This window comes from Thauera sp. SWB20 (genome assembly GCF_000831325.1).
Lineage (GTDB): Bacteria > Pseudomonadota > Gammaproteobacteria > Burkholderiales > Rhodocyclaceae > Thauera > Thauera aminoaromatica.
Map to the genome: position 1 here is coordinate 1 of NZ_JTDM01000020.1, position 26,475 is coordinate 26,475.

Consider the following 26,475-nt stretch of genomic DNA (forward strand, 5'->3'; position numbering starts at 1 on the left):
CTGCCCTGGAATCTCAAGGCTGAGCAGTTGATCACGGCGTAAAGAGCCCGGGAAGGATGGGGTTCGTGGAGCGCTTACCCTTCATCGGCGACCGCCAGCCGGTAGACCGACACGCCGCCGAGCGCGAACACCACCGCATGGCCGGCCTCGTGGATGCAGGTGGCGCGCCGCTGCGCGGGAGTCAGTCTGTTCATGGTCGCATCCCCTGTGGCTTGCCGGGACGCCGCAAAAACGACGCGGCGCCAGTGCGAAGCTTTGCACATCGCGGGCGCTCTCGTAAGGCGCGCTGCGGTGTCCAGTTGCCGGCCGGATCCCCGAGCGGGCGTGGGCCGGGCGTTGCCGCCTCCCAGTCCGAGGAGTCCGCCGCGAGCCGCGCGCGATCGCGCCGTCTATACTCGGCGCATATCTGAGTTCGACAGGTGCGCCATGCAGCAGAAGACAGTCGTCAGGGTCGAGGCCGAAGAACCCGCCAAGCGCCTCGCCGTCCTCATCGACGCCGATAACGCCCAGGCCGGCGTCATCGAGGGTCTGCTCGAAGAGGTCGCCCGCTTCGGCGAAGCCACCGTCCGGCGGATCTACGGCGATTTCACCTCGCCCACCAGCGCCTCGTGGAAGAAGGTCCTCAATCGCTACTCGATCAAGCCCGTCCAGCAGTTCGCCTACACCACGGGCAAGAACGCGACCGACAGCACCATGATCATCGACGCCATGGATCTGCTCTACACCCGCCGCTTCGACGGCTACTGCCTGGTGACCAGCGACAGCGACTTCACCGGCCTGGCCGTGCGCCTGCGGGAAGAGGGCCTGCTGGTGTATGGATTCGGCGAGCAGAGGACGCCCGAGGCCTTCCGCAACGCCTGCCACAAGTTCATCTTCACGGAAGTGCTGCGCAAGCCGGTAGCTGCGGCTGAAGCCACCGTGTCGGCGAATGGATCATCGCCTGTGGTCGAGGCGTTCGAGGCCGCTGTGACACCGGCCGCCACGATGGAGCGCCAGGCTTTCCCGACCGACTTTCTGATGGAAGCGCTGGAGAAATCCGCGGACGATTCCGGATGGGCTCACCTCGGTACCTTCGGCAGTTACCTGCAGAAGATCCAGCCGGATTTCGATTCGCGGCTTCACGGTTTCAAGAAGCTGTCTGACCTGGTGCGGGGCCGGAATGATCTGTTCGTCACCGAGGAGCGGATCGCACCGGGTGGGACGAGCAAGGTGCTCTATATTCGAGCGAGGAAGAAAGGGTAGGGGCTGGGGGCGTTCAGCGCGAACTGACACATTCGGCCATTTGCTGCCACACATAGTAGTGGCAAAGTCGTCATTCGAGCGACCGGTGGGATCCGAAACGAGCCATATGGCAAGTTGAGACCTGCGAGGTTCGTAAGTGGGCCGGCACTGCGCTCTTAGAGCCGATGCTCGTCAGCGCTGCCGTCAGTGTCGGGCAAAAACCGTCACACGTCCGTCAAGCCCAACCAGAAGCGTCTCGTAGGGTTGTGGAGTCGAGGTCTCCATTCCCGGAGATCCCTGTGGCATGCCGGGCGTAGCCAGTCCGATTGCCTTTGGGGACTCTGAGAGAAGACGTCGGATGTCGTCGGCAGGGACGTGCCCCTCGACGGAGTAGGAACCGACCTTGGCCGTGTGACACGAGCCGTATTGGTCCGGCATCCCCAGTGCCTTGCGGGCTGCGGGGACATTGTCGACGTCTTTCGTCACGACATCGAACCCGTTCTTTCTCAGGTGTTCGACCCATTTTCCGCAGCACCCGCAGTAAGCGCTCTTGTAGACCTCTACACGAACGGGCCCCTGCGCAAACGCTGCGCTCCCCATGATCACCAGGCTTGCCAAGAGTCCGCCGAGCAAAGTCTTCGTCTTCATGTTCGTCTTCCGGTTGATGGCGTCGAGACAGAGTTTGGCACTTCGAGCCCAACAGGAAGCTGACTTCAAAATTACATTTCCGTCAGACAGCCTGAACACCAGTCGACTTTGTCGGATCAGGAAGGCGATGAGGCTTCGAGGCGAGGAAAGGTGATCATGAAGCAGGTGACACCTTCAGCGGAGTGCGCAGTGATTTGCCCCCCGTGCGCCTGGACGATGGAACGCGTGATCGCAAGCCCGAGCCCCGCGCCTTCTCCGTGACGCGTGCGTTCGGTGCTGCCGCGATGGAATCGATCGAATATGCGCTCGAGCTGATCGGCGGGGATGGGGTCGCCGACATTGCAAACGGCGAGACCTACGCCGGCTGCGTCCGCGTCGATCCTGATCGTGATCTGTCCCTCTTTCGGTGTGTGACGAAGCGCATTCGAAATCAGGTTCGACAAGGCACGCCGCAGCATCAGGCGATCCCCCTGAACACTTGCCTGACCTTGGCGCACGATGCGGACCTGGCGCTCGTCGGCCAGGGCTTCATAGAAATCGATCAGTGCATCCGCCTCACGGGCGAGGTCGACCGGCTCGCTGGCATGCGCGAGTGTGTTCTCCTCGGCTTTCGCGAGAAACAGCATGTCGCTGACCATTCGCGCGATGCGCTCGTACTCTTCGAGGTTCGACGCCAGGATGTCCTGGTACTCGTCGATGGTGCGGGGCCGCGACAGCGCGACCTGGGTTTGGGTCATCAGGTTCGAGATCGGCGTGCGCAATTCGTGGGCAATGTCGGCCGAATAGTCGCCGAGCCGCTGGAATGCGGCTTCTAGACGGGCGAGCATGCCATTCAAGGCCTCGACATGGTCGCGCACCTCCAGTGGTGCATCGTTGGTGGTAAGTCGCTCGCCGAGTTGCCGCGCTGAAAGCCTGCGGGCGGTTTCGGTGACCCGGCGCAGGGGGGCCAAGCCTCGGTGCGCGGCAAACCAGCCAAATAGCGCCGCCGCAAATGCCGCTGCGACGACGCCCGCCCAGGTTGCATTGCGCACCGACGCGAGGAAATGGACGTGATGCGACAGATCCAGGGCGACCAGCGCCTCGATCGTCTGGTTGTTCGAGCCGATGCTGGGCAGTGCGATGCTGACCTCGATGCCCCGGTGAGGACGCTCATCGACCTTCCAGTCGGCCAATGCCCCCGAAAGACGTTCGCCGGCCCGTTGGGCAGCGGTGAAGTGCTCGGGGTGAATGACGTACAGCACGCGCCCCCCGGCGTCCCGAATGAGGACACCCATGCTCGCGTGTCCGACGAAGGAACGTTCCAGCGCCTGGATGCGTTCCGTTCGTCCACCATTCACAGCATCAACTTGTTGTAGCGCATTTCGAATAAGGGCGGCCTTGCCCTGCAGTTCGTGCAGATCCAGCTCTTGGAAATGTACCTCCAGCATGCGGCCAAACAGAACCGCCACCAGCACCAGCAAGCTCGCAGTGAGAACCGCAAAAAGCGTTGCCAGTCGCGCCGTCAGCGAGTGAATGCGGATCATCGTCAGCTCGGTTCCATCGCTTCGAGCACGTAGCCCATGCCGCGCACGGTGCGGATCAGCTTGGGCTCGAAGGGGTCGTCGACCTTCACCCGTAGCCTTCGTACCGCGACTTCTATCACATTGGTGTCGCTGTCGAAGTTCATGTCCCACACTTGGGAGGCGATCAAGGAGCGCGGCAACACTTCACCTTTGCGCCGCAGCAGCAGTTCGAGCAGGGCGAATTCCTTGGCGGTGAGATCGATGCGCTGCCCGCATCGGGTCACCCGGCGGCGAAGCAGATCCAGCTCCAGGTTTGCCGAGCGCAGGAGCTCCGGTTCGTGACTCCGCCCCCTGCGCAGCAGGGTGCGCACCCGCGCGAGGAGCTCGGAGAACGCGAAGGGCTTGACCAGGTAATCGTCGGCGCCGAGCTCGAGGCCACGGACCCGATCCTCGACCTGGTCACGGGCGGTCAGGAACAGCACCGGGGTCTCACGACCGCTGCGGCGCAGTGTTTGCAGAATGCCCCAGCCGTCGAGCGACGGCAGCATCACGTCCAGCACGATGAGGTCATGGCCGCCAGCAAGCGCGAGGTGCAGCCCGTCGAGGCCATCTCGTGCCAGGTCGACGACGAACCCGGCCTCGGTCAGCCCCTGGCGCAGGTAGTCGCCGGTCTTCACTTCGTCTTCGACGATCAGAATTCTCATTGTTTCGCTCCTGGGCGTTTCGCGCTGCCTGCGACCAATTTTGCCCCCCGGGTACCGCATGGCACCCAGCATTACAGAAATGTAATTCCGAGGTCAGGCGGACGACAGCCGGGCAGGCGCAAGATGCTCTGCGTGGCACAACGTTCCGTATCACGGCGGAACCCCGCAACCGATGGGAGATCGATCATGAAACAGCGTTTGTATCGTCTCGCCGGGCTCATGCCCGTCGTCGCTCTGGCCGCAGCCCTGCACGGCAGTCCGGTCGTCGCTCAGACGACCGACCAGGCGCAGGCCTGGCCGCCCGCAGCGAGTGTTCCCGCGCTGCAGGCGCGGATGAAGTCGATCCGTGCCGAGACCGACCCGGAACGGCGCATGGCCTTGATGGAAGAACAGATCAAGGCCCTGGATGCGGCCTCGCAGGGCGCGCCCGCCGGTTGTCCGATGGTGGGCGGGCAGATGCCGGGCGGACCGATGGGCGCAGGCCCGATGATGAAGGGCGGCGCAGCTGGACCCGGGGCAGGGCCAATGGGCGGCATGATGATGGATCCGAAGCTCATGCAGGAGCACATGAAACTGATGCAAGAGCACATGGGCATGATGCAGAACATGATGAAGATGCATCCGGGCGCCAAGCCGGCGATGCCCAACTGAGCCTCGAGACGCGGAGCGGCGACCTCGTCGATCGCTCCGCGCCCCGTTCACGACAAGACCAACAAAGAGACATTCCCCATGCAGAGACGACTCATCCACCTCGGTGGAGGACTGGCCGTCGCCGTCGCCGTCGCCGTCGCGCTCGCGTCCGGTGCGCAGGCCCAGCCCACTTCACCATCGATGCCCGCCGATCACAAGCCTGCCGAGCACCGCTCTGCGGCAGCGAGTGGGCAACCGAAACCACAAGCCCTTCCGGTCTACCGCTCGCCCCTGAACGATTATCGCCCCTACCGTGTCGACCAACCCCTGCGCTCGTGGCGGGACGCCAACGACGAGGCCGGGCGCCTGGGCGGGCATATGGGCCACCTCGCGCCGTCTGCTGAAGGAGGCGAGCGATGAGAGCCAGTCTCCCCATATCCTTGCTGGCTGCCGTCGTGCTCACCGGCTGCGCCAGCGTTGCGATCGATGAGAACTTCGCCGAGGTCGAGCGCTTTGCCCGTGAGGACGCGGGTAGCGAGGTGCGCTGGCTGCGATCGGATGCGGAGCGCGAGGCGATGCGCAGCGAGGTCGATCGGCTGCTGGCCGAGCCGCTCGCAATCGACGATGCGGTGCGCATCGCGCTGGGCTACAGCCCTGCGTTCCAGACCCTGCTGGCGGACGCTGCCGTGGCTTCGGCGGATGCGACCGGTTCGGCCCGCATCGGCAATCCGGTGTTCACCTTCGAGCGCCTGTTCCGTTCGGGCGCGGAGGGGCGCGAGCTCGACATCGGCCGCTCGCTGGGCATCTCGCTGTTCGACCTGTTGTTCCTGCCCGCGCGGCTGGAGCAGGCCGAGTTCCGCCAGCAGCAGACCCGGCTGCAGTCTTCGATTGCACTGTTGAGTACCGTCACCGACGTGCGCCAGGCCTGGGTCGATGCGGTCGCGGCGCGACAGGTCGCCCGCTACCGGGAGGAAGTGGCCACCGCCGCCGGCACCGCCGCCGAGCTCGCGCGCCGCATGCAGGCCACCGGCAACTTCAGCCGCCTGCAGCGTGCGCGCGAGCAGGCCCTGGCCGCCGAGGAGACGGCCAACCTGATCCGTGCGCGCCAGAACGCCACGGCTGCCCGTGAGGCGCTGATCCAGCGCCTGGGCCTGACTCCGAGCCAGGCGCAGGCGCTGCGCCTGCCGGACCAGCTGCCGGCCTTGCCCGAGGCTCCGATGGACGAAGCCACCGCCGGCGCGGCGCTGCTCGAGAACCGGCTCGACGTGCGCATCGCCCGCACCGATCTCGACCGCACGGCGAAGAGCCTGGGCCTCACGCGGGTGACCAGCGTGGTCAACGGCCTGCATGTGGCCGGCGTGCGCAACAGCGAGACCGGCGAATCGAGCCAGCGCGGCTTCGAGATCGAGCTGCCGCTGCCCTTGTTCGACTTCGGCGACGCTGCGCGCGCGGGCAGCGAGGCGCGCTATCTCTCGGCCTTCAACCGTACGCTCGAGGTCGCCAGTAACGCCAGCTCCCAGGTCCGGGTGGCCTACGACGGCTACCGCAGCGCGCACGATCTAGCGCGCCATTACCGCAACGAGGTCGTGCCTCTGCGTCAAAACATCACCGAAGAGTCGGCGCTCCAGTACAACGGCATGCTGATCGGGGTGTTCGAACTGCTCGCCGCAGCCCGTTCCCAGTCGGCCAGCGTGGTGCAGGCGATCGAGGCCGAGCGCGACTTCTGGCGCGCCGAGGCTGCGCTCAAGGCCAGCCTGCTCGGCCAGCCGATCGCACCGCTCACCCTTCAATCGGGCGCATCGCCGGCAGAAGCCGGCGGTGGCCACTGAGCCTTCCGGAGACGCTGATGACCACCCGACGCAGCTTTCTCGCCGGGGCGGGCCTGCTGGCCGCCGCCGGAACCGTCAATCGCACCGCGCTCGCCGCGCTGCCCGAACCCGTGATCCAGACCAGCGCCGCCACTGCAGCCCCGCTGAATCCGCCCAATGGCCGCCCCTACGACCCGGTCGTCACCCTCAACGGCTGGACCGCCCCCTGGCGCATGAGGAATGGCGTCAAGGAGTTCCACCTGGTCGCCGAGCCGGTCGAGCGCGAGATCGCCCCGGGCATGGTGGCGCGGCTGTGGGGCTACAACGGCCAGTCGCCCGGGCCGACGATCGAGGTCGTCGAGGGCGACCGCGTGCGCATCTTCGTCACCAATCGCCTGCCCGAGCACACCACCATCCACTGGCACGGCCAGCGCCTGCCCAACGGCATGGACGGCGTGGGTGGCCTCAACCAGCCGCAGATCCCGCCGGGCAAGACCTTCGTCTATGAGTTCGTCGCCCGCCGCCCCGGCACCTTCATGTACCACCCGCACGCCGACGAGATGGTGCAGATGGCGATGGGCATGATGGGCTTCTGGGTCACGCACCCGCGCGAGGCGCATCCGCACATCGCGCGCGTCGACCGCGACTTCTGCTTCCTGCTCAACGCCTACGACATCGAGCCCGGTAGCTATGTGCCGAAGATCAACACCATGCTCGACTTCAACCTGTGGACCTGGAACAGCCGCGCCTTCCCCGGCATCGACTCGCTCAACGTCAGGAAGGGCGACCGGGTGCGGGTGCGCATCGGCAACCTGACCATGACCAACCACCCGATCCACATCCACGGCCACGAGTTCGAGGTCACTGGCACCGACGGCGGGCCGACGCGGCCCGAGTCGCGCTGGCCCGAGGTCACCACCGACGTGGCGGTGGGCCAGATGCGCCAGATCGAGTTCATCGCCGACGAGGAAGGCGACTGGGCGATGCACTGCCACAAGTCTCACCACACCATGAATGCGATGGGCCACGACGTGCCGACCATGATCGGCGTCGACCATCGCGGCCTGGTCGAGGACATCCAGAAGCTGGTGCCCGACTACATGCTGATGGGCGAGCGCGGTATGGCCGACATGGGCGAGATGGAGATGCCGCTGCCCGACAACACCCTGCCGATGATGACCGGGCAGGGCCCTTTCGGCGCTGTGGAGATGGGCGGCATGTTCACCGTGCTCAAGGTGCGCCGTGACCAGAAGCCGGGCGACTACCGCGACCCCGGCTGGTTCAAGCATCCGAAGGGCACGGTGGCCTACGAGTGGGCCGGCGCCGGCCTCCCCGCACCCGCTCGTAGCGACGCAGCGGGCTCCTCGAGCATGCCGCGTACAGGGGGCGGACAGTCTGTCGAGATGACCGTACGCAAGCCCACTGGTCATCAAGGTCATTGAAATTGAGCGCCGTGCCTTCGGCGCAAACCACCACTCCAATGAAGACTCACCCACCACAGAGACGGAGATCCCCATGAAAAGTCGTCGCCGATTTCTTGCCACCGGTCTTGCCGCCGGTGTGCTTGCCGTTCACCGCAGCGCGTTCGCCCATGGCAATGCCGAGCATGCCGACAAGGTCGCGTCAGATACCCCCAAGGAACAGCAGGCCTGGGGCATTGCCGGCGATGAAAAGGCCGTCTCACGAACGATCCCCATCGTGATGACCGACGAGATGCGCTTCGTCCCCGACCGCATCGAGGTGCGCCTGGGCGAGACGATCCGATTCACCCATGAGAATCGGGGCACGGTGATGCACGAGATGGTGGTCGGTACGCCCGCGACGCTCGCCGAGCATGCGGAGATGATGCAACGCTTCCCAGAGATGGAGCATGACGAGCCGTGGATGGCGCATGTCGCGCCCGGTGGGCGCGGCGAGATGATCTGGCACTTCAATCGCGCCGGTGATTTCCAGTTTGCCTGCCTGATTCCCGGCCATTTCCAGGCCGGCATGATCGGCACGATCACGGTCGGCTGACAGAAATGTAATCCGTGCGTCAGCGTCCTGTCGGGGAGCGCTTCGCATAATCGAGCTTACTTTCGAATTCACAAACAGATTCAGCCCTTGGAGAAACCCATCATGAAGAAGACCCTCATCACTACTGCACTCCTGGCCGTGCTGGGGGGCGCTGTCCCGGTAGCGTTTGCGCAGGCCGACCACAGTGCCCATCACGGCGGGGCAAGTGCCACGAGTGAAGCCGACGCCAAGCTCGCCGAAGGCACGGTCAAGAAGATCGACAAGTCGGCTGGCAAGCTCACCATCGCGCACGGCCCGCTCGAATCGCTCGGCATGCCGGCGATGACCATGGTGTTCCGCGCGGCAGAGCCCGGCCTGCTCGACCAGGTCAAGGTGGGCGACAAGATCCGCTTCGCAGTCGAGCGGGTCGGCGGCGCGTTGACGGTGACATCTCTCGAAGCTGCTCAGTGACGCTCACCTCGCAGGTGCGTCGCGTTCCACTCTGACTATCCGACCGGGGGGAGCCCCTCGGTGGATGAACGACGAGGCGGGCGGCGCAGGGCCTGCGCATGCACTCGACCGCCTGCCGGAATCGTTGTCCGATGAAATCCCCGTTCGCAGTACCCTCATCCCACCAGCCACGTCTCGCAGCGCTCGCGCTGGTGCTCGCGCTCACTTTGGGAAGTGGCAGTGCCTGGACGCAAGGCGTGCCCGACACCCCGACGCTCGGCGCGAGCCCCGAGGCGCTGATCGAGTATGCGCGCCAGAGCAACCCCGGCTTTGCCGCTGCCCGTGCGGAAGCGTCCGCCGCGCAGGAGCGCGTGACCCCAGCCGGCGCACTGCCCGATCCCACCTTCGAGGTCGAGCTCATGGATGCCACCAACACCATGAGCGGACGTCCGGCCTCGCTGTTGCCCGGCCAGGTGGGCGAGACCCGTTATCGCATCACCCAACCGCTGCCCGGCTGGGGCAAGCGCGAACTCGCGGTGAAGGCCGCCGAGGCGCAGGTCACCCAGGCCGACGCGATGCGTGACGCCGCCTGGACGGAACTCGCGGCGAAAATCGAGGCGCTGTGGCTGCGCTACTACGTCACCGATCGCGAACACGGCCTCAACCGCGAGGCGCTGACCCTGCTGCAGGGGCTGGAGGAACTCAGCCTCGCCCGCTACGAGCTGGGTCTGCTGCCGCAGCAGGCGGTGCTGCGCATGCAGCGCGAGATCACCACCCAGCGCCTCGCACTCGTAGAGGTCGAACAGCGACGCAAGGGCCTGGCCGCAGGGCTCAACGGCCTGCTCGGCCGCGCGCATGACGCACCGCTCGTCCCGCCCGCCGATCCGGCGCCCTTGCCCGACGGGCTGACGCCGGGCGCCCTGTTCGAGGCGGCCGCCAGCGGCAACCCGGAAGTCCGGGTCGCCGCCAACGGCATCGACGTCGCCCGCGCCGAGCGCGCGCGCACCTACCAGGACCGGCTGCCGGACTTCGCCGTCGGCGTGCGCAACAACCGTCCCGATGAGGGTAAGGCCTCGTGGGATGTGATGTTCGAAGTGATGATCCCGCTGCAGCAGTCCAGCCGTCGCGCCCGGGAGCGGGAAGCCGAGTACATGTTGATGGCGGCCGAGGCGCGGCGGGAGGACGCCAAGGCGCGTGCTTCCGGCGAGCTTGGCACCGCCTGGTCCATGTATGCGCAGGGCCGCGAGACCTTGCACCTGCTCGAACACACGCTGCTGCCGCAGGCCCAGGCCACCCGGGATGCAAGCCAGGCCGCGCTCAGCAGCGGCAAGGTCGATTTCGACAGCGTCATCGAGGCCGAGCGCCAGCTCATCGACATCCGGATGCGCCAACTCCAGACCGAGCTCGAAGCCCGGTTGGCGCTGACGGAAATTAAGAAACTGACAGGGGAGTTGAAGTGAGCTCAGCCGTTCGAATGACGGCGATTGCCGTAGGCGTGGCGATTGCCGTAGGTGCCGGGTATTGGATCGCGCACCTGCAAAATGCTGGAGATCCCGTTCCCCTGATCAGCGCCAGCCAGGCGCAAACCGATAGTTCGCCCCCTGCAGAGGGCGAGCGCCAGATCCTCTACTACCGCAACCCGATGGGGCTACCCGACACCTCGCCGGTGCCGAAGAAGGACTCGATGGGCATGGACTACATCCCGGTCTATGCCGACGACAAGCCAGACGACAGCGGCGCGGTGGTGGTCAGCGCGGCGCGCATCCAGACGCTGGGCGTGAAGACCGCCGAGGTCGAGCTGCGCACGGTCGATTCGGCCGTGCGTGCCAGCGGCCGGATCGAGATCGACGAGCGCACCCAGGTCGTGGTGGCGCCGCGCTTCGAGGGCTGGATCGAGCGTCTGCATGTGAATGCGGTCGGCGACCCGGTGAAGAAGGGGCAGCCGCTCTTTACCGCCTACAGCCCGGAACTGCAATCGACCGGCGAGGAGTTGCGCATCGCCGAGCGTCTTGCCCGCCAGAGCGCCACTCAGGACCCGGTCGCTACCGAATCCGCGCGACGTCTGGCCGAAGCGACGCGCGCGCGCCTGCGCAATCTGGAGGTCGCCGGCCAGACCGGCGCACGCCAGATCTTCCATGCGCCGGTGAGCGGCGTGGTGCTGGAGAAGGAAGCCATACAGGGTGGCCGTTTCATGCCGGGAGAAGCGTTGTTCCGCATCGCCGATCTGTCGAAGGTGTGGATCATCGCCGATGTCTATGAACAGGATCTCGCCCGGGTGCAGCCCGGCCAGCGTGCGCAGGTCACGCTCGAGGCCTACCCCGGCCGCAGCTTCGAGGCGCGGGTAGGCTATCTGTATCCGACGCTCGACGCCGCCACGCGTAGTACCCGGGTACGGCTGGAACTGGACAACCCTGAGGGCCTGCTGCGCCCCGGCATGTTCGCCCAGGTCGCGCTGGCGGCGGGCGACCCAGTCCCGAAGGCGGTGGTGCCCAGCTCGGCGATCATCGACGACGGCGAGCGCCGGGTGGTGCTGCTCGCGCTCGGCGAAGGCCGCTTCAGGCCGCAGCCGGTGAAGCTGGGCGAGCGCGGCCGGGATGTCGTCGAGGTGCTCGAAGGCGTGGCGCCAGGCGATCGTGTGGTGGTCTCGGCCAACTTCCTGATCGACTCGGAGAGCCAGCTCAAGGCGGCACTGTCGAATCTGATGGACGCCGACCCGGGCGAGCATACCGCCGCGCCCAGCTATGAAACCGAGGGCACGCTCGACGCCATCGATGCGGAGGCCGGCAGCGTGACGATGACCCACGGCGAGATCCCCGCGCTGAGCTGGCCAGCGATGACCATGGATTTCATGATCTCCGACCCGGCACTGGTGAAGGACATCCCGCCGGGCACGCCGGTGCGCTTCGCGTTCCGTGCTGGCGAGCCGGGCGAGTACATCGTCACCGGCGTCGAGCCGTTGCCGGGCGCTGGAGGCGAACATGGCGGGCACTGAAATGCAACCCGCCGGCCTGCTCGATCGCGTGATCGACTGGTCTGCGCGCAATGTCTTCCTGGTGCTGCTGGCGACGCTGTTCCTGATCGGCGGCGGGCTCTATGCGGTCAAGAAGACGCCGCTCGACGCGCTGCCCGACCTCTCGGACGTGCAGGTGATCGTCTACACCGACTACCCGGGCCAGGCGCCGCAGGTGGTCGAGGACCAGGTCACCTATCCGCTCACCACCTCGATGCTGGCCGTGCCGCGCGCGAAGGTCGTGCGCGGCTTCTCGATGTTCGGCGCGTCCTATGTGTATGTGATCTTCGAGGACGGCACCGACATCTACTGGGCGCGCTCGCGCGTGCTCGAGTACCTGAGCACCGCCGCCAGCCGCCTGCCGCAGGGCGTGGCGCCGCAGATCGGGCCGGACGCGACCGGTGTGGGCTGGGTCTACCAGTACGCGGTGCTCGGCAAGGACATGAGCCTCGCCGACACCCGCAGCCTGCAGGACTGGTACGTGCGCTACCAGCTCACCAAGGCACAGGGCGTGTCCGAAGTGGCGAGCATCGGCGGCTTCGTGCGCGAGTACCAGGTCACCGTCGATCCGCTGCGCCTTGCCGGCTACGGCATCACGCTCGACCAGGTCACGCAGGCGATCCGCGCCTCCAACCGCGACGTCGGCGGGCGGGTGGTGGAGCTCGCCGAGAAGGAATACATGGTGCGCGGCCGGGGCTACCTGCGCAGTGTGGACGACATCGCGGACATCGTGCTGAAGGCCGAGCGCGGCACCCCGGTGCGAGTGGGCGACGTGGCCCGCGTCGAGCTGGTGCCCGCCGAGCGGCGCGGCATTGCCGAGCTGAACGGCGAGGGCGAGGTGGCCTCCGGCATCGTCATGGCGCGCTTCGGCCAGAACGCGCTCGACGTGATCGCCAACGTCAAGGCCAAGATCGCCGAGATCACGCCCGGCCTGCCGGCAGGCGCGGAGATCGTGCCGGTCTACGACCGCTCCGAGCTGATCGAGCGCGCGATCGGCAACCTGAAATGGACGTTGCTCGAGGAGAGCCTGATCGTCGCTGCGGTGTGCGTGATCTTCCTGCTCCATGTGAGGAGCGCGCTGGTGGCGATCATCACGTTGCCGCTGGGGATCCTGTTCGCCTTCATCGCCATGCGCAGCCTGGGGCTCGGTTCCAACATCATGAGCCTCGGCGGCATCGCGATCGCGATCGGAGCAATGGTGGATGCGGCGATCGTGATGATCGAGAACGCGCACAAGCACATCGAGCGGCTACCCGCAGGCGCTGCGCAGAAGGACCGCGCGGCGGCGATCGTGCTCGCCTGCAAGGAGGTCGGGCCGGCGCTGTTCTTCTCGCTGCTGATCATCACCGTGTCCTTCCTGCCGGTGTTCGCACTCGAAGGCCAGGAGGGCCGGCTGTTCTCGCCGCTCGCCTTCACCAAGACCTTCGCCATGGCCGGCGCCGCCCTGCTGTCGGTGACCCTGGTGCCGGTGCTGATGCTGTTCTTCGTGCGCGGGCGAATCCTGCCCGAGGCGAAGAACCCGGTGAACCGGCTGCTGATCTGGCTGTACCGGCCGATCATCCAGGGGGTGCTGCGGTTCAAGGTCCTCACGCTCGTGCTCGCCGTGCTCGCGATGGCGGCGACCGTCGTCCCCGCGCGCCAGATCGGCTCCGAGTTCATGCCGACCTTGAACGAAGGCACGCTGTTCTACATGCCGGCGGCGCTGCCGGGGATGTCGGTGACCGAGGCCGGACGCCTGCTCGCCACGACGAACCGCATCATCAAGACCTTCCCCGAGGTGGAGTCGGTCTACGGCAAGGCCGGCCGCGCCAACACCGCGACCGACCCGGCACCGCTCGAGATGTTTGAGACGGTCATCAACCTCAAGCCGCAGGACCAGTGGCGCCCCGGCATGACCACCGACAAGCTGATCGCCGAGATGGACGCCGCGCTCAAGTTCCCCGGCCTGGCCAACTCGTGGACCATGCCGATCAAGGCGCGCATCGACATGTTGAGCACCGGCATTCGCACCCCGGTGGGGGTGAAGGTCTTCGGCAAGGACCTGGAGACGCTGGAGAAGGTGGCGCAGGCGGTGGAAGGGGCGGTGCGCAAGGTGCCGGGTGCGAGCAGCGCCTACGCCGAGCGCGTGGCCGGCGGCTACTACGTGGACATCGTGCCGCGCCGCGACCAGCTCGCGCGCTACGGGCTCACCATCGACATGGTGCAGGACGTGATCGCCACCGCGCTCGGCGGCGAGATGGTGACAACCACGGTCGAGGGCCTGGAGCGCTACGGCGTGTCGGTGCGCTACGCGCGCGGCCTGCGCGACGATCCGGCGCGGCTCGCCGCCGACGTCTATGTTCCCACCATGAACGGCCCGATCCCGCTCGGCCAGGTGGCCGAGGTGAAGCTGACGCGCGGCGCGCCCGGCATCCGCACCGAGAACGCGCTGCTCGCGGCCTATGTCTACGTCGACACCCGCGAGGCCGACCTTGGCGCCTTCGTCAAGCGCGCGCAGCAGGCAGTCGCCGAGGAAGTCGCGTTCCCGCAGGGCTACTACGCCACCTGGAGCGGCCAGTTCGAGAACATGGAGCGCGCCAAGGAGAAGATGAAGATCGTGGTGCCGGTGACCCTGGCGCTGATCTTCGTGCTGCTGTACCTGAACTTCCGCCGCCTGACCGAGACCCTGATCGTGATGCTGTCGGTGCCCTTCGCGCTGGTCGGCGGGGTGTGGCTGATGTGGTGGCTGGGCTACCAGATGAGCGTGGCGGTGGCGGTGGGCTTCATCGCGCTCGCCGGGGTGGCGGCCGAGACCGGCGTGATCATGCTGATCTACCTCGATCATGCATGGAAGGAGGTTCGTGAGCGCAGGCACGCCGAAGGCCGCGAGGCCGGGGTTTCCGATCTGTACGAGGCGATCATGGAAGGCGCAGTCGAGCGGGTGCGGCCGAAGATGATGACCGTGGTGGCGATCATGGCGGGCCTGTTGCCGATCATGTGGAGCACCGGTACCGGCGCCGAGGTGATGAGCCGCATTGCCGCGCCGATGGTGGGCGGCATGGTGTCCTCGACGGTGCTGACGCTGGCGGTGATTCCGGCGCTGTACGCGCTGGTCAAGCAGTGGGAACTGCGTCGTAGCGCCAGGTCAGCCCCCACTCAGACGCTGGCGACGGTGTCGGATTTGTAATGCACCGGTCAGGGGCGCGACAGCATCGGGGGCGTAGGCTGTTTCCCATGCCCCGCCTCCGAGGCTGGCGCTGAACATGACGAGGAGCAAAGCGATGCTTGGCTGGCTGAAATCTCTCTGGCGATCCTTCAGGAGCTGGTGCCGCGAGAACGAACAGGCCCACCGGGATGCCCCGGTGTCGCCATGCTGCTCGAGGCCGCCCACAACGGTTCGCCGTTCGCCGACCCGCAAGGTATGAAGCCATGAACACGAAGTCTGCTCATGATCCTGGATACCCTCGATCTGTCGCTTGGTATCGCTCCCCCGGCGTCATCGCCGGCCTGATGCTGGCGGCGATCGCACTGTTCTTTCTGCTGCGTGAACACTGGGCGCATGTGTCGGGAAACTGGGTGTATCTGATCCTGTTGCTGTGTCCCCTGATGCACTTGTTTGGCCATGGAGGACACCACGGCGGGCACCGCAGCAACGACACCGATTCGGAGAAGCGCTGAGATGCCGATGACAGGGGCGCGTCTTGGACGTGGCGTCATCATCGCGGCGCTTTCAGGCGTCTTGATTTCGAGCGCAGCGGCGCAAGGCTGGAAGATCCCGCAGCCCTCTCCCGGGCTGATGCCCAATCCGGCGCAAGGAAAGGGGCTCTACGCACAGCACTGTGCCGCATGCCATGGGACCGACCTCAAGGGCTCGGACAAGGGGCCGCCCATGCTCCACAAGGTCTACGAACCCAGTCATCACGCCGATATCGCCTTTCAGTTGGCGGTGGCCAATGGCGTGCGCGCCCATCACTGGCAGTTCGGCGACATGGCACCCGTCCCCGGCCTGACCCCGGACGACGTTGCCCACATCACCGCATTCGTGCGCGGAGAGCAGCGCAAGGTCGGTATTCGATAACGATAATCGTCGGGGAGAAGCAGCATGACCCACGAACATTCGCAGGGCGGTCATTCCGCCCACGTCCATCAGCACGATCATGCATCGACCGGCCCTGATAAGGATCCGGTGTGCGGCATGGCCGTGAAGCCCGACTCCCCATACCGGGCGATGCACGCTGGACACGAGTACCGGTTCTGCAGTCCCAAGTGCCAGGGCAAGTTCGAAAGCGATCCGGGGAAATACCTCACGCCGCAGAAGGATCAGGCTTCGCCAGAGAGCGCACCTGCGCCCGGCACCGAATACACCTGCCCGATGCATCCGGAAGTCCGCCAGATCGGGCCCGGCACCTGCCCGAAATGCGGCATGACGCTCGAGCCGGTGATGCCGGGTCTCGAGGACGACGACAATCCCGAGCTCGCCGATTTCCGCCGCCGCTTCTGGTGGACGCTGCCGCTGACCGTGATCGTCACCGCGATCGCGATGTCCGGTGGCCTCTTCGATCCGGTGCTGGGGGCTGCGCGCCCGTGGGTTGAACTGGCACTGGCCACGCCGGTCGTGCTGTGGTCCGGCTGGCCGTTCTTCGTGCGCTGCGCCCAATCGATCGCCAACCGCAGCCCGAACATGTGGACCCTGATTGGGCTGGGGGTTGGGGCCGCCTACGTGTACAGCGTGATCGCGACCGTCGCACCCGAGGTGTTTCCGGCCTCCTTCCGCATGGGCGAACACGTCGCGGTGTACTTCGAGGCGGCAGCGGTGATCATCTCGCTGACGCTGCTCGGCCAGGTGCTGGAGCTGAAGGCGCGCTCGGAGACCGGCGCCGCGATCAAGGCGCTGCTCGGCCTCGCACCCAAGACCGCCCGGCGCATCCGAACGGATGGCACGGAAGAAGATATCCCGCTGACCCACGTCCATCCCGGCGATCGCTTGCGCATTCGCCCGGGCGAAAAGGTGCCCGTCGATGGCTCCGTTGCCGAAGGCGAGAGCGCGGTCGACGAGTCGATGCTGACCGGCGAGCCGATCCCGGTGACCAAGCGCCCCGGGGACAAGGTGATCGGCGCCACGCTCAATACCAGCGGGGCCCTGGTCATGGTCGCGGAGAAGATCGGGACGCAGACCATGCTGTCGCAGATCGTGCAGATGGTGGCGCAGGCCCAGCGCTCCCGAGCACCGATGCAGCGCCTGGCGGATGTCGTCGCGGGCTGGTTCGTCATCGTCGTCGTCCTCATCGCGCTCACCACCTTCGTGGTCTGGGGACTCGTCGGGCCCCAACCGAGCTGGGCCTACGGCCTCATCAACGCGGTTGCAGTGCTGATCATCGCCTGCCCGTGCGCGCTCGGGCTGGCCACGCCGATGTCCGTGATGGTGGCGACCGGCAAGGCCGCCACCCAAGGCGTGCTGTTCCGCGATGCCGCAGCGATCGAGTCGTTGCGCAAGGTCGACACCCTGATCGTCGACAAGACCGGCACCCTGACCGAGGGGCGCCCGGCTTTCCATGGCGTGGTGGCCGCGCCGGGCTGGACGGAGGTGGACGTGCTGCGGATCGCCGCCAGCCTCGATCAGGGTAGCGAGCATCCGCTTGCGCACGCGATCGTCGCCGCGGCCCGCGCGCGCGGTCTCGTACTCAGCACGCCGGAGACGTTCGAGTCCTCGTCCGGCATCGGGGTACGCGGCACCGTCGACGGTCGTCGCCTGATCCTGGGCAACACCGCCCTGATGGACGACGAGAAGGTCGACTGGACGGTGCTTGCCGAGCGCGCCGAGGCCTTGCGCCTCGAGGGCGCGAGCGTGATGTACCTGGCGGCCGACGGCGTGCTCGCCGGGCTCATCGCGGTGGCCGATCCGATCAAGGCGTCGACCCCCGAGGCACTCGATGCGCTGCGCGCAAGCGGGCTGCGCATCATCATGGCCACGGGCGACGGCCTCACCACGGCCCGCGCGGTCGGCGCCCGCCTCGGTATCGACGAGGTCCATGGCGAAGTGAAGCCCGCCGACAAGAACGATCTCGTGGGAAAACTGCAGGCCGAGGGACGGATCGTCGCCATGGCCGGCGACGGCATCAACGACGCCCCGGCGCTCGCGCGCGCGAATGTGGGTATCGCGATGGGCACCGGGACCGACGTCGCCATGAACAGCGCCCACCTGACCCTGGTCAAGGGCGATCTCCGGGGCATCGCCACCGCGCGCAGCCTCTCGGTCGCCACGGTGCGCAACATGCACCAGAACCTCATGTTTGCCTTCTTCTACAACGCAGCGGGCGTGCCGATTGCGGCCGGCGTGCTCTATCCGGCGTTGGGGCTGCTTCTTTCACCCCTGATTGCCGCCCTGGCGATGAGCCTCAGTTCGGCATCCGTGGTGGGGAACGCGTTGCGCCTCGGACGGGAAAGGATCTGATCGTCCCAATCCGCCCGCACGGAACGCTGGGCGGACGAACCGTGGCGCGGGCTCTTCGTTTATTGGGAGGCGTGCCGGCGTCGGCGTGTCGATATTTGTGCACAAGGAGCTGCCTCATGAAAGCCGAGACCGAAGCCGAGCCGGGGCCGCCCGGGCGGGCTGAAACAAGTTCGAGGGTTCGCCGCGTTTTTTGGGTTTTTGTCGGCCTGGCGGCCGTTCTCCTCATCGCCGAGCATCGACTCCATGTGCTCGGCTACCTACCGTGGCTCATCTTGCTTGCGTGCCCCCTGATGCACGTCTTCATGCATCGCGGTCACGGCCACAAGGGAAACCAAGGTCCGGTTCAGGATCAGGGGGCCAGAACACGTAATGCCGCAGGAGATCGAGATGAGTGAGACGTCGAGTTACGGACTGTGGTCACTGGTCATCATCAACTCGCTGTTCTTCATTGCCTTTGCGTTCAGCTTCACGCGCCCCCGCACAGGCCGGGACTGGCGGTCCTTGGGCGCGTACTCGGCTTTCGTCGTGGCGCTCTTCACCGAGATGTACGGTTTTCCGCTGACGATCTATCTGCTCTCGGGGTGGCTGTCGTCTAAGTTTCCAGGCATCGACTTTTTGGCTCACGACTCGGGACATCTCTTGGAAGTCATGTTCGGGTGGCGCGCCAATCCCCATTTCGGCCCATTCCATCTCTTGAGCACAGTGTTCATCGTCAGCGGATTCTGGCCATTGGCGAAGGCATGGCCAGTGCTCTTCGCGGCTCAACGCGCTCATCGTGTCGCCGACAGCGGCCCCTACGCACGCATTCGACATCCGCAATATGTGGCGTTCGTACTGGTCATGTTCGGCTTTCTGCTGCAATGGCCAACCTTGATCACCTTGATCATGTTTCCCGTTCTTTTGATCGTGTATGCCAGGCTGGCCCGCCGGGAAGAACTGGATGCGATGGAGGCGTTCGGGGAGGCCTATCGCGTATACCGCGATCGCACACCGGCATTCATCCCTCGCCTCATTTAGTTCGAAGGAGCGACCGTTCCCGATCTTCGCTTGGATACATGGGTTTCGGCCGACGCCAGGATGCCTCCATGATTGCAGGCCACACGCGCTTGAATTTGACGCCCCCCAAGCGTGCGCAACGAGGTGAGCTTGTTCCGGCCCGCCGATCCAGAAGGTAGAAGGAAAAGAGAAGCCCCCCGGATTTGAATGCCGGAGGGCTGAATTGTTGAAGCTGAGGATCAGTTACGGGTGTCGTGCCGCAGGATGCTGTCCAGACGCATGACCTCGTCGCCGTGCATCATGATTTTCTGACCATCCTTGGCCTCCATCACTTCGCCCTGCTTCATCCTCAACGCACGGCCCATCTTGTCCTCCATACCCATTTTCCCGTCCTTGAAGACGTAGACGGTCGAGCCATCTTTCATCGGGATGGACTTCTCGACCTTCTCGACATCAACCGCGAAGGCCGACGTGGTGGCCACGCCAAGTGCCGCGATCATCAACGCTTTCTTCAACATGCTCGTCTCCTTGAATGAACTGCTGGAAGTGCCCACTGGAAATCGCATCAGGCACGTCTATTGGTGATGGCCCAGTGCCTTGCGAGCCTTGGCCCCGATGGGCCTTCGCGTCATCAGGAACCACTGCGGTAAAGCGGGCTTTCTTCGAGATAGACAGTCACCTTGTCGGCCCCCGGGACAACCTTCGAGAGCGGAAAGCTGTTCGTGCCGAGGGTGTCGAAAGTCCAGTTGACGGTCTTGTCGCCGACTTTCAGGGCAACCGTCTCGAGTCGCGTGACGTTGATATAGCGCGTGTCGGCATTGACGGTAACGGTGCGTGACGGCGTGGCGTTACCGGCATAGCCGTACGTGGCCAGTTCTCGCTCGCTCGGGCTCGAAGCGCGTGCCTGGACGTGCTCGAGCCAGTGCAGCGTGCCGCGCACGGAATAGTCTTCATGTGCAAACGCGGCAGACGACCCGAGGGTGCTGATGGCCGAGACGGCGAGAGTGGCGATGATCGACTTCTTCATGATGGCTCCTTGTCCAGTTGTCCAGATTGGCTGCTCGTTGTTGAGTAACCATGGACTCGATCATAGGAGCCGCCCGCTGACAGGGCAGTGACCCTGCAATTACGTTTGGGTCATCAGAACGAAAGGATGTGGTCAGGTCAGCAGTGATGAGTCGCGTCCCACTTGACCTGTTTCGCAGGTGTGCCGTAAGCGGTAACCGAGCGGCGTTCTTGCCTACTTCGAGCGCGGGTGGAGATCGGATCGAAGCGGATTGGCCGCGAAGTGTTGCTTCCACAGCCTTGGGGTGAGTTGCGCGACATCGGCGGCAGGGTGCTGGCCGACGCGCTGGAGCACATCGACCAGATAGGCATAGGGGTCGATGTCGTGCAGGCGACAGGTGGCGATCAGGCTCTGCGCGATCCCCACGTATTTCGCGCCGACCTCGGTCCAGCAGAAGAGCCAGTTGCGGCGGCCCATCGGCACTACGCGTAGCGCCCGCTCGAGGTGGTTGGTGTCGATCGGCACCTCGGGGTCGGCGAGGTAGACCTCGAGGGCGGCCCGGCGCTCACGCACGTAGGCCAGGGCAGTGGTCAGCGGTGAGCTCGGCAGTAGCCCCTGGGATTCGAATTGGGCGCCGACCCAGTCGAAGAACCGGTCGACCATCGGCTTGGCCTGGGCGAGCCGGTATGCGCGGCGTGCCTCGCCGATGAGTTGTGCCTCACGGATGTGCTGCTCTACCGCGTAGAGCTGGCCGATCATCTCCAATGCCTGCGTCGCCCGTTCGGGCTCGATCGACTGGGCCTCGAAGAATTTTCTTCTCGAGTGCGCCCAGCATTGCGCGCGCGTGAGCCCGCATTTTTGTGCGTAACGTTCGTAGGCCGCGTAGCCGTCGGTGAGCAGCACCGCCCCCTCGGGCGGTGGGTCGGTCCCCAGGGTCTGCGCAATGTGTTTGCCACTACGCCCCTCGTGATAGGCGAAGCAGATTTCGTCGCGCTCGCCATACACCGGCCAGAAGTAGCCGCCCTTCATCTTCCCCGGGCCGGCGCGCCCGGCCTTGATCGGGGTCTCGTCCATCGCCTTGATGCGACTTGCGCGGATCGAGTCGAACTGGGCCGTAAAGACCGGCTCGAGCAGCGCGAGCGCCGCGTGGGTGAGCTGCGTGAGCCACGGGCGCGAGACCCGGATGCCGTTGTCCCCGAGCCGCTGATGCTGGCGGTACAGCGGCTGGTGGTAGCAGAACTTGTCGGTGATGAGCCCGGCGATGAAGCTCACGTCGGCGCGGCTACCGTCGATCACCCCGGCGGGGGCCGCCGGGCAGTGGATCGTCTGCGTGTCGCGGCGCTTGATGACCGGGCGCACGTACTTGAGGATCACGTAGCTGCCCGGGCGCTGCGCCAGGCGGTGGCTGACCTTCTCGCCGATCACCTCGAACTGCTCGGCGGTGAGGCCCTCGATCTCGGGGTTGGCGAGCGTGATGGTCTCGACCGGGACGCGCGTCTCGTCGAAGAACAGCGCCGATTCGTCCTTGCTCTGGGCGAAGTCGGTGTGCGAGGCACGACGGGTGTGTCCGGCTACGCTCTTGCCTGGGGAGACGGGCTGCGTGTCGGGGATCGGCAACTCACCCAGATGCATCTGCGTCGGGTCGGGTGAAACCACGCGCTTCTCGCTCTTCTGGCCGAAGAGCTGGCGGCGGAACCACTCGAGCTGATGCTTGAGCGCCGCAAACTCGAGGCGCATCGCATCCATGTCGCGCTGCAAGGCGACGTTCGCCTGCGCCAGTCCGACGATCTGCTCGGGCGCCCACTGGGCGGCCTCGGCAAGGGTCGGAACGGGGGTGCAGTGCGGTGCGGACATGGCACAGATTTTACCGCAGAGCCCAGCATTCATGCGGGCTGCACGGCGTTTGTAGGTAATCTGAAACGGCGCTTGTAGCGGACCGGCTCGATGCCTTCGAGCAAGAGCTTGAGCCCGGTCCAGTCCATCTGACGCGTGCTGACGTGCGCCCAGTTCGACACGAAACGACCCTGCTCGAGGCGCTTGGCCCACACGCAGAATCCGGTGCGGTCCCAGTACAGCACCTTCATCTGCGTGCCGCGCCGGTTGATGAACACGAACAGCTCGCCCGACAGCGGATCGCAGCCGAGCGCCTGGCGTGTGAGCGCGTACAGGCCGTCGAAGGATTTGCGCATGTCGACCGGGCGGCCATAGACATGGACCCGGACTGCGCCTTCGGGGAAGAACATCAGCCGCGCGACAGGTGAAGGATCACGCCGTCGCCCAGATCGAGCCGCAGTTCGAGGCGACCGGTGCCTCCGAGTTTGAGCGTGCCGGCGTCGACGAAGCCGGTGGGCTCCATCACCGGCGCGGCGGGCTGCGTACTCGGTTCGCCCAGCAGGCGACGCCAGCGCCGGAAAGTCGACTCGCTGAGTCCCTCACGGGCGCAGAACGGCTCGATCCCCAGGCCGCTCGCGGCAAACCGCGCAAAGACGGTTTCCCACTCCTGGCGGCTACGCCGCCGCCACTTGTTGTTGGTCGCTGTCGCCCTGGTCACTGCCGGCTCCTCCCTGATGAATGTGGGAGGGATTGTTCCGCGTGGGCGCGGGCGGGCAAAGAACGCCGCTCAGTGACCGGTTACGGTGTGCCGATCTGGATAGGGCGCTCGCTGACTATGAGGTCAAGCCAGCGCAGAAGGCGGCCTCCGCGTTGATATTGCAAACTGCATACACAGTAGCTGCTTGATGCTGAAACTTGTCGCTCGACCATCGACGTGATGATTGTCTCCTTCGGGTCGGGTCGAGCCGCTCGCGCTCTGTTCGCCACAAAGTTGCGAAGGGCGGTAAGCACATGAACACCCTGCACATCCTCTGGCAGCGACTCCTCACGCCGGAAGGCGACACCTGCGAGCGCTGCGGCAGCACGCACGATGCCATCGTCCAGGTCATGCCCACGCTGCGGGATGTGCTGCGGCCGTTGGGCATCATGCCCGTCCTGGAGACGCGGGAGATCGCGCTCGACGCCTTCAAGGGCATGCCTTCGGAATCGAACCGGATCTGGATCGCCGGGCGCTCGATCGAGGACTGGCTCGACGCGAGCGTCGGCAAGAGCACCTGCTGCTCGGCCTGTGGCGGAGCGGAGTGCCGGACGCTGGAGATCGGCAGCGAGACCTTCGAGGCGATTCCCGAACAACTGATTCTGAAGGCTGCGCTGCTGGCCGCGGCCGCATCCCTCGGCGCTGGCGGCGACGAAGGGTCGGGCTGCTGTGTCCAGCAGCCAGGGTGCCGTCCCGGCGCTTGATCAGCGGACGCCCGAAGTGCGGCGACCCGACCCGCTCGGCAGGTTTCTCTTTGCCCTCGTCAGTCTCCCGTGGCCGCAACGCCTCTTCGTCCTTTGTCCGCGGGGGCAATGGTCTCAACCCGCTCGCCAGGGGTCGATCACGGCCAAGCCCTCGATCACGGCCAAGCCCTCGATCTCGGCAAAATCCAGGGTGTTGCGGGTGGCAAGCGCCATCCCGTGCGTCAACGCGATCGCGGCGATCTGGGCATCCTCGACACTGATTGGCCGGCCGCGCCGGGTGCGGCCAGAGACGATCCGTGCGTAGTGGCTGGCAGAGACTTCGTCGAACGGAAGGCAACGGCCAGCGAAGTCCTCCTCGAACATGGCCTGTGCTGCCATGCTCAGCCCGGCCTGCCGCTTGCCGGGTGGCATCAGGGCCAGACCCAGCTCGATCTCGGCACGGCTGATGGCGCTGGTATGCAGCTCGTGGGCGGATTGCTGGTCGAGCCAGGCAACGACTTGACCCGATGGCTGTGGGCGCATGAACTCGGAGAGGACATTGGTGTCGAGCAGGATCATGCCCCTGCATCCCAGTCGGGTGGCGTGCGTGGCCGCTGGCGATGCGGTAGCTCGAATTCCGCGCCGGCCACGCCGGCGAAGCGCTCGAGCAAGCGCTGCCCGAGTGGCGAGGGTGTGCTGGTGCGCGAGAGGGCCTCGCGCAGGATGCGCCGTGCCTCTTCTTCCATCGACACCCCATGCTGGGCTGCACGGATGCGCAGCGCCGCTTTGGTGGCATCGTCGACATTACGAATCGTCAGTGCGGCCACGTCGGACTCCGTTTGCATGCAATGAATGCAGTGTCAGCAGTGCGTGCAGCCCTGTCAATCCAGTGCGCTCGGCATGGCGGGGTTCGTTCAGTCCTTTAGAAACCCCTGCAGCAACTCGTTCAGAAACCGCCGACCCTGCAGCGTCGGCCGCAGTTTTCCGTCCGCAGTGTCCAGCAGCCCGCGTTCGCGCGCCCGCGCCAGTTCGTCGGTGATGGCCTCGATCGGCACCCCCGTGCGCGCCGCGAACAGCTTCGCCGGAACGCCCTCGGTGAGCCGCAGCGCGTTCATCATGAACTCGAAGGGCAGCTCGGCCACCGACACCTCGCGCGCCTCCTGGATGAAGTCGCCGCGCGCCGCGCCTTCGAGGTAACGCCCCGGGTGCTTGTGGCGCATCTCGCGGCGGATGCCCTCGTGGCTGGAGAGCTTGCCGTGCGCGCCCGGGCCGAGGCCGAGGTAGTCGCCGAAGGTCCAGTAGTTGAGGTTGTGCCTGCTCTGCTCGTGCGGGCGGGCGAAGGCGGAGGTCTCGTAGTGCGTGAAGCCGGCGGCGGCGAGGCGGGCCTCGATGGCCTCCTGCATGTCGGCGGCGGTGTCGTCGTCGGGCAGCGCGGGCGGGTCGTGGGCGAAGGGCGTGTTGGGCTCGAGGGTGAGGTGGTAGCACGACAGGTGCTGCACGCCGAAGCCGATCGCGGTCTCCAGGTCGGCGAGCGCCATGTCGAGGGTCTGGCCGGGCAAGGCATACATGAGGTCGAGGTTGACGCGCTCGAAGTGGGTGCGCGCGGCCTCGATCGCGCGCCGCGCCTCCTCGCCGCCGTGGATGCGGCCGATCTTCGCCAGCATGGCGTCGTCGAAGCTCTGGATGCCGAGCGACAGGCGATTGACGCCGGCGGCGCGGTAGTCGCGGAAGCGTCCGGCCTCGACCGTACCCGGGTTGGCCTCGAGCGTGATCTCGGCGAGCGGGTCGAGCGGCAGCAGCATGCGGATGCCGGTGAGCAGGCCGTCGAGCGTGGTCGCGGACATCAGGCTGGGCGTGCCGCCGCCGATGAAGACGCTATGCACCCGCCGGCCCCAGACCTGGGGCAGGGCGTGCTGCAGGTCGGCGAGCACCGCGGCTAGCCAGGCCTGCTCGGGGATGCCGCCCTCGCGCGGGGCGTGGGAGTTGAAGTCGCAGTAGGGGCACTTCTTCACGCACCACGGGAAATGCACGTACAGGGAGAGCGGCGGCGGGGCCTCGAGCTGCGGGCGTTCGGGCAGGGGCCGGGCGCTCGCGGCCCCGGTGGCCGGCGTCAGCGGGATGATGCGGCGGGTGGTCACGGCGGAATCCGTTCCGTTGCGGCTGCGCTGCAGCTCAAAGAGGGTGCTCGGCGAGGCGGTCGAGCAGGTGGCGCATCGCGGCGCCGCGGTGGCTGAGGGTGTTCTTGAGCGCCGAATCCAGCTCGGCGGCGGTCTGCTCCAGTTCGGGAACCCAGAACAGCGGGTCGTAGCCGAAGCCGCCTTCGCCGCGCGCGGCGGGGAGGATCTCGCCGTGCCATTCGCCGTCGGCGATCAGCGGGCGCGGGTCGTCGGCGTGGCGCACCAGCACCACGGCCGAATAGAAATAGGCGCGGCGCTGCGCGGGCTCTGGGAGGTGGGCGAGCTTTTCCAGCAGCAGGGCGTTGTTGCGCGCGTCGGATCTGGGTTCGCCGGCGAAGCGGGCGGAGATGACCCCCGGCGCGCCGCCGAGCGCCTCGACGCACAGGCCGGAGTCGTCGGCGACCGCCGGAAGGCCGGTGGCGGCGGAGGCGTGGCGGGCCTTGGCGAGCGCGTTCTCGACGAAGCTCGGGTGCGGCTCCTCGGCTTCGCCGACGCCGAACACGGACTGCGGAATCACCTCGATGCCGAGCGGGGCGAGCAGGGCCTGCATCTCGGCGGCCTTCTTGGCGTTGTTGCTGGCGAGGACGAGTCGTTTGCTCATGCTTGTTCTCCTGGCGAAGCCTGG

28 protein-coding genes are annotated in these 26,475 nt (G+C 66.2%); 16 read left to right on the forward strand and 12 right to left on the reverse strand.

Features of this window, described 5'->3' with window-relative positions; genetic code table 11:
• Positions 1 to 426 precede the first annotated feature (426 nt).
• Positions 427 to 1,242 (forward strand): NYN domain-containing protein, encoded by an 816-nt coding sequence (locus tag PO78_RS14010; protein ID WP_043744613.1) that lies wholly within the window; start codon positions 427 to 429, stop codon positions 1,240 to 1,242.
• A 183-nt stretch (positions 1,243 to 1,425) separates the two neighbouring features.
• Here the strand turns inward: PO78_RS14010 and PO78_RS14015 are convergent, their stop codons facing one another.
• The 3 genes from PO78_RS14015 to PO78_RS14025 all read right to left on the reverse strand — a co-directional run bounded on the left by PO78_RS14015 (position 1,426) and on the right by PO78_RS14025 (position 4,075).
• A complete protein-coding gene (locus PO78_RS14015; protein WP_043744616.1) occupies positions 1,426 to 1,869 on the reverse strand; it encodes a DUF411 domain-containing protein in 444 nt (147 codons plus the stop codon).
• 116 nt (positions 1,870 to 1,985) lie between these two features.
• Positions 1,986 to 3,392 (reverse strand): heavy metal sensor histidine kinase, encoded by a 1,407-nt coding sequence (locus tag PO78_RS14020; RefSeq protein WP_043744618.1) that lies wholly within the window; start codon positions 3,390 to 3,392, stop codon positions 1,986 to 1,988.
• A gap of 2 nt (positions 3,393 to 3,394) precedes the next feature.
• Entirely contained in the window at positions 3,395 to 4,075 is a 681-nt protein-coding gene (locus PO78_RS14025) for a heavy metal response regulator transcription factor (RefSeq protein WP_043744620.1), read from the reverse strand.
• A 186-nt stretch (positions 4,076 to 4,261) separates the two neighbouring features.
• Between PO78_RS14025 and PO78_RS14030 the strand changes: the two genes are divergently transcribed.
• The 14 genes from PO78_RS14030 to PO78_RS14080 all read left to right on the forward strand — a co-directional run bounded on the left by PO78_RS14030 (position 4,262) and on the right by PO78_RS14080 (position 19,415).
• On the forward strand, positions 4,262 to 4,726 hold the full coding sequence (locus PO78_RS14030; RefSeq protein WP_043744623.1) for a hypothetical protein: 465 nt from the start codon (positions 4,262 to 4,264) through the stop codon (positions 4,724 to 4,726).
• 78 nt (positions 4,727 to 4,804) lie between these two features.
• Complete coding sequence (locus tag PO78_RS22370) at positions 4,805 to 5,125, forward strand: hydrolase (protein WP_082047790.1); 321 nt, start codon at positions 4,805 to 4,807, stop codon at positions 5,123 to 5,125.
• Positions 5,122 to 6,534: a TolC family protein gene (locus PO78_RS14035; protein WP_043744626.1), complete on the forward strand. Its 1,413-nt coding sequence runs from the start codon at positions 5,122 to 5,124 to the stop codon at positions 6,532 to 6,534. Before PO78_RS22370 ends, PO78_RS14035 begins: the two co-directional genes overlap by 4 nt.
• A 17-nt stretch (positions 6,535 to 6,551) precedes the next feature.
• On the forward strand, positions 6,552 to 7,955 hold the full coding sequence (locus PO78_RS14040) for a multicopper oxidase family protein (RefSeq protein WP_043744629.1): 1,404 nt from the start codon (positions 6,552 to 6,554) through the stop codon (positions 7,953 to 7,955).
• A 73-nt stretch (positions 7,956 to 8,028) separates the two neighbouring features.
• The gene (locus tag PO78_RS14045; RefSeq protein ID WP_043744632.1) at positions 8,029 to 8,529 is read left to right on the forward strand and encodes a cupredoxin domain-containing protein; all 501 of its coding nucleotides are present in this window, start codon (positions 8,029 to 8,031) and stop codon (positions 8,527 to 8,529) included.
• A 102-nt stretch (positions 8,530 to 8,631) separates the two neighbouring features.
• Positions 8,632 to 8,979, forward strand: coding sequence for a copper-binding protein (locus tag PO78_RS14050; protein ID WP_043744637.1), 348 nt, complete (start codon positions 8,632 to 8,634; stop codon positions 8,977 to 8,979).
• 131 nt (positions 8,980 to 9,110) lie between these two features.
• Positions 9,111 to 10,418, forward strand: coding sequence for a TolC family protein (locus PO78_RS14055; RefSeq protein WP_197068781.1), 1,308 nt, complete (start codon positions 9,111 to 9,113; stop codon positions 10,416 to 10,418).
• A 14-nt stretch (positions 10,419 to 10,432) separates the two neighbouring features.
• Positions 10,433 to 11,950, forward strand: coding sequence for an efflux RND transporter periplasmic adaptor subunit (locus tag PO78_RS14060; RefSeq protein WP_043744640.1), 1,518 nt, complete (start codon positions 10,433 to 10,435; stop codon positions 11,948 to 11,950).
• Positions 11,937 to 15,134, forward strand: coding sequence for an efflux RND transporter permease subunit (locus tag PO78_RS14065; protein WP_043744644.1), 3,198 nt, complete (start codon positions 11,937 to 11,939; stop codon positions 15,132 to 15,134). The genes PO78_RS14060 and PO78_RS14065 overlap by 14 nt, the downstream gene beginning before the upstream one ends.
• Positions 15,135 to 15,376: 242 nt before the next feature.
• The gene (locus PO78_RS22375) at positions 15,377 to 15,625 is read left to right on the forward strand and encodes a DUF2933 domain-containing protein (protein ID WP_156147821.1); all 249 of its coding nucleotides are present in this window, start codon (positions 15,377 to 15,379) and stop codon (positions 15,623 to 15,625) included.
• Between the two features lies 1 nt (position 15,626).
• Positions 15,627 to 16,025, forward strand: coding sequence for a c-type cytochrome (locus PO78_RS14070; protein ID WP_043744647.1), 399 nt, complete (start codon positions 15,627 to 15,629; stop codon positions 16,023 to 16,025).
• Between the two features lie 24 nt (positions 16,026 to 16,049).
• Positions 16,050 to 18,398: a heavy metal translocating P-type ATPase gene (locus PO78_RS14075; protein WP_043744648.1), complete on the forward strand. Its 2,349-nt coding sequence runs from the start codon at positions 16,050 to 16,052 to the stop codon at positions 18,396 to 18,398.
• 116 nt (positions 18,399 to 18,514) lie between these two features.
• Positions 18,515 to 18,793 carry a DUF2933 domain-containing protein gene (locus tag PO78_RS22380; RefSeq protein WP_082047792.1) on the forward strand — a complete coding sequence of 93 codons (279 nt, stop codon included), beginning with the start codon at positions 18,515 to 18,517 and terminating at the stop codon, positions 18,791 to 18,793.
• Positions 18,786 to 19,415, forward strand: a complete 630-nt coding sequence (locus tag PO78_RS14080) for a methyltransferase family protein (RefSeq protein ID WP_197068782.1) — start codon at positions 18,786 to 18,788, stop codon at positions 19,413 to 19,415. Before PO78_RS22380 ends, PO78_RS14080 begins: the two co-directional genes overlap by 8 nt.
• A gap of 218 nt (positions 19,416 to 19,633) precedes the next feature.
• Here PO78_RS14080 and copK read toward each other — a convergent pair whose 3' ends face one another.
• The 5 genes from copK to tnpA all read right to left on the reverse strand — a co-directional run bounded on the left by copK (position 19,634) and on the right by tnpA (position 22,951).
• On the reverse strand, positions 19,634 to 19,912 hold the full coding sequence (gene copK, locus PO78_RS14085) for a periplasmic Cu(I)/Cu(II)-binding protein CopK (protein WP_043744654.1): 279 nt from the start codon (positions 19,910 to 19,912) through the stop codon (positions 19,634 to 19,636).
• Between the two features lie 113 nt (positions 19,913 to 20,025).
• Positions 20,026 to 20,421, reverse strand: coding sequence for a CzcE family metal-binding protein (locus PO78_RS14090; RefSeq protein WP_043744657.1), 396 nt, complete (start codon positions 20,419 to 20,421; stop codon positions 20,026 to 20,028).
• 213 nt (positions 20,422 to 20,634) lie between these two features.
• A complete protein-coding gene (tnpC, locus tag PO78_RS14095) occupies positions 20,635 to 22,254 on the reverse strand; it encodes an IS66 family transposase (protein ID WP_043742004.1) in 1,620 nt (539 codons plus the stop codon).
• Between the two features lie 29 nt (positions 22,255 to 22,283).
• Positions 22,284 to 22,643 carry an IS66 family insertion sequence element accessory protein TnpB gene (tnpB, locus tag PO78_RS14100; RefSeq protein ID WP_043742005.1) on the reverse strand — a complete coding sequence of 120 codons (360 nt, stop codon included), beginning with the start codon at positions 22,641 to 22,643 and terminating at the stop codon, positions 22,284 to 22,286.
• Positions 22,643 to 22,951, reverse strand: coding sequence for an IS66 family insertion sequence element accessory protein TnpA (gene tnpA / locus PO78_RS14105; RefSeq protein WP_043742008.1), 309 nt, complete (start codon positions 22,949 to 22,951; stop codon positions 22,643 to 22,645). Before tnpA ends, tnpB begins: the two co-directional genes overlap by 1 nt.
• Before the next feature lie 293 nt (positions 22,952 to 23,244).
• On the opposite strand from tnpA, the gene PO78_RS14110 reads away from it, so the two are divergent.
• A complete protein-coding gene (locus tag PO78_RS14110; protein WP_043744660.1) occupies positions 23,245 to 23,694 on the forward strand; it encodes a DUF2703 domain-containing protein in 450 nt (149 codons plus the stop codon).
• Positions 23,695 to 23,808: 114 nt separating this feature from the next.
• On the opposite strand, the gene PO78_RS14115 is transcribed toward PO78_RS14110, so the two are convergent.
• The 4 genes from PO78_RS14115 to rdgB all read right to left on the reverse strand — a co-directional run bounded on the left by PO78_RS14115 (position 23,809) and on the right by rdgB (position 26,451).
• Positions 23,809 to 24,252, reverse strand: a complete 444-nt coding sequence (locus PO78_RS14115) for a type II toxin-antitoxin system VapC family toxin (protein ID WP_043744663.1) — start codon at positions 24,250 to 24,252, stop codon at positions 23,809 to 23,811.
• Positions 24,249 to 24,500 carry a FitA-like ribbon-helix-helix domain-containing protein gene (locus PO78_RS14120; RefSeq protein ID WP_231570724.1) on the reverse strand — a complete coding sequence of 84 codons (252 nt, stop codon included), beginning with the start codon at positions 24,498 to 24,500 and terminating at the stop codon, positions 24,249 to 24,251. Before PO78_RS14120 ends, PO78_RS14115 begins: the two co-directional genes overlap by 4 nt.
• An 87-nt stretch (positions 24,501 to 24,587) precedes the next feature.
• Complete coding sequence (gene hemW / locus PO78_RS14125) at positions 24,588 to 25,811, reverse strand: radical SAM family heme chaperone HemW (RefSeq protein ID WP_043744666.1); 1,224 nt, start codon at positions 25,809 to 25,811, stop codon at positions 24,588 to 24,590.
• Between the two features lie 34 nt (positions 25,812 to 25,845).
• On the reverse strand, positions 25,846 to 26,451 hold the full coding sequence (rdgB, locus tag PO78_RS14130) for an RdgB/HAM1 family non-canonical purine NTP pyrophosphatase (RefSeq protein WP_043744669.1): 606 nt from the start codon (positions 26,449 to 26,451) through the stop codon (positions 25,846 to 25,848).
• Positions 26,452 to 26,475: the final 24 nt, after the last annotated feature.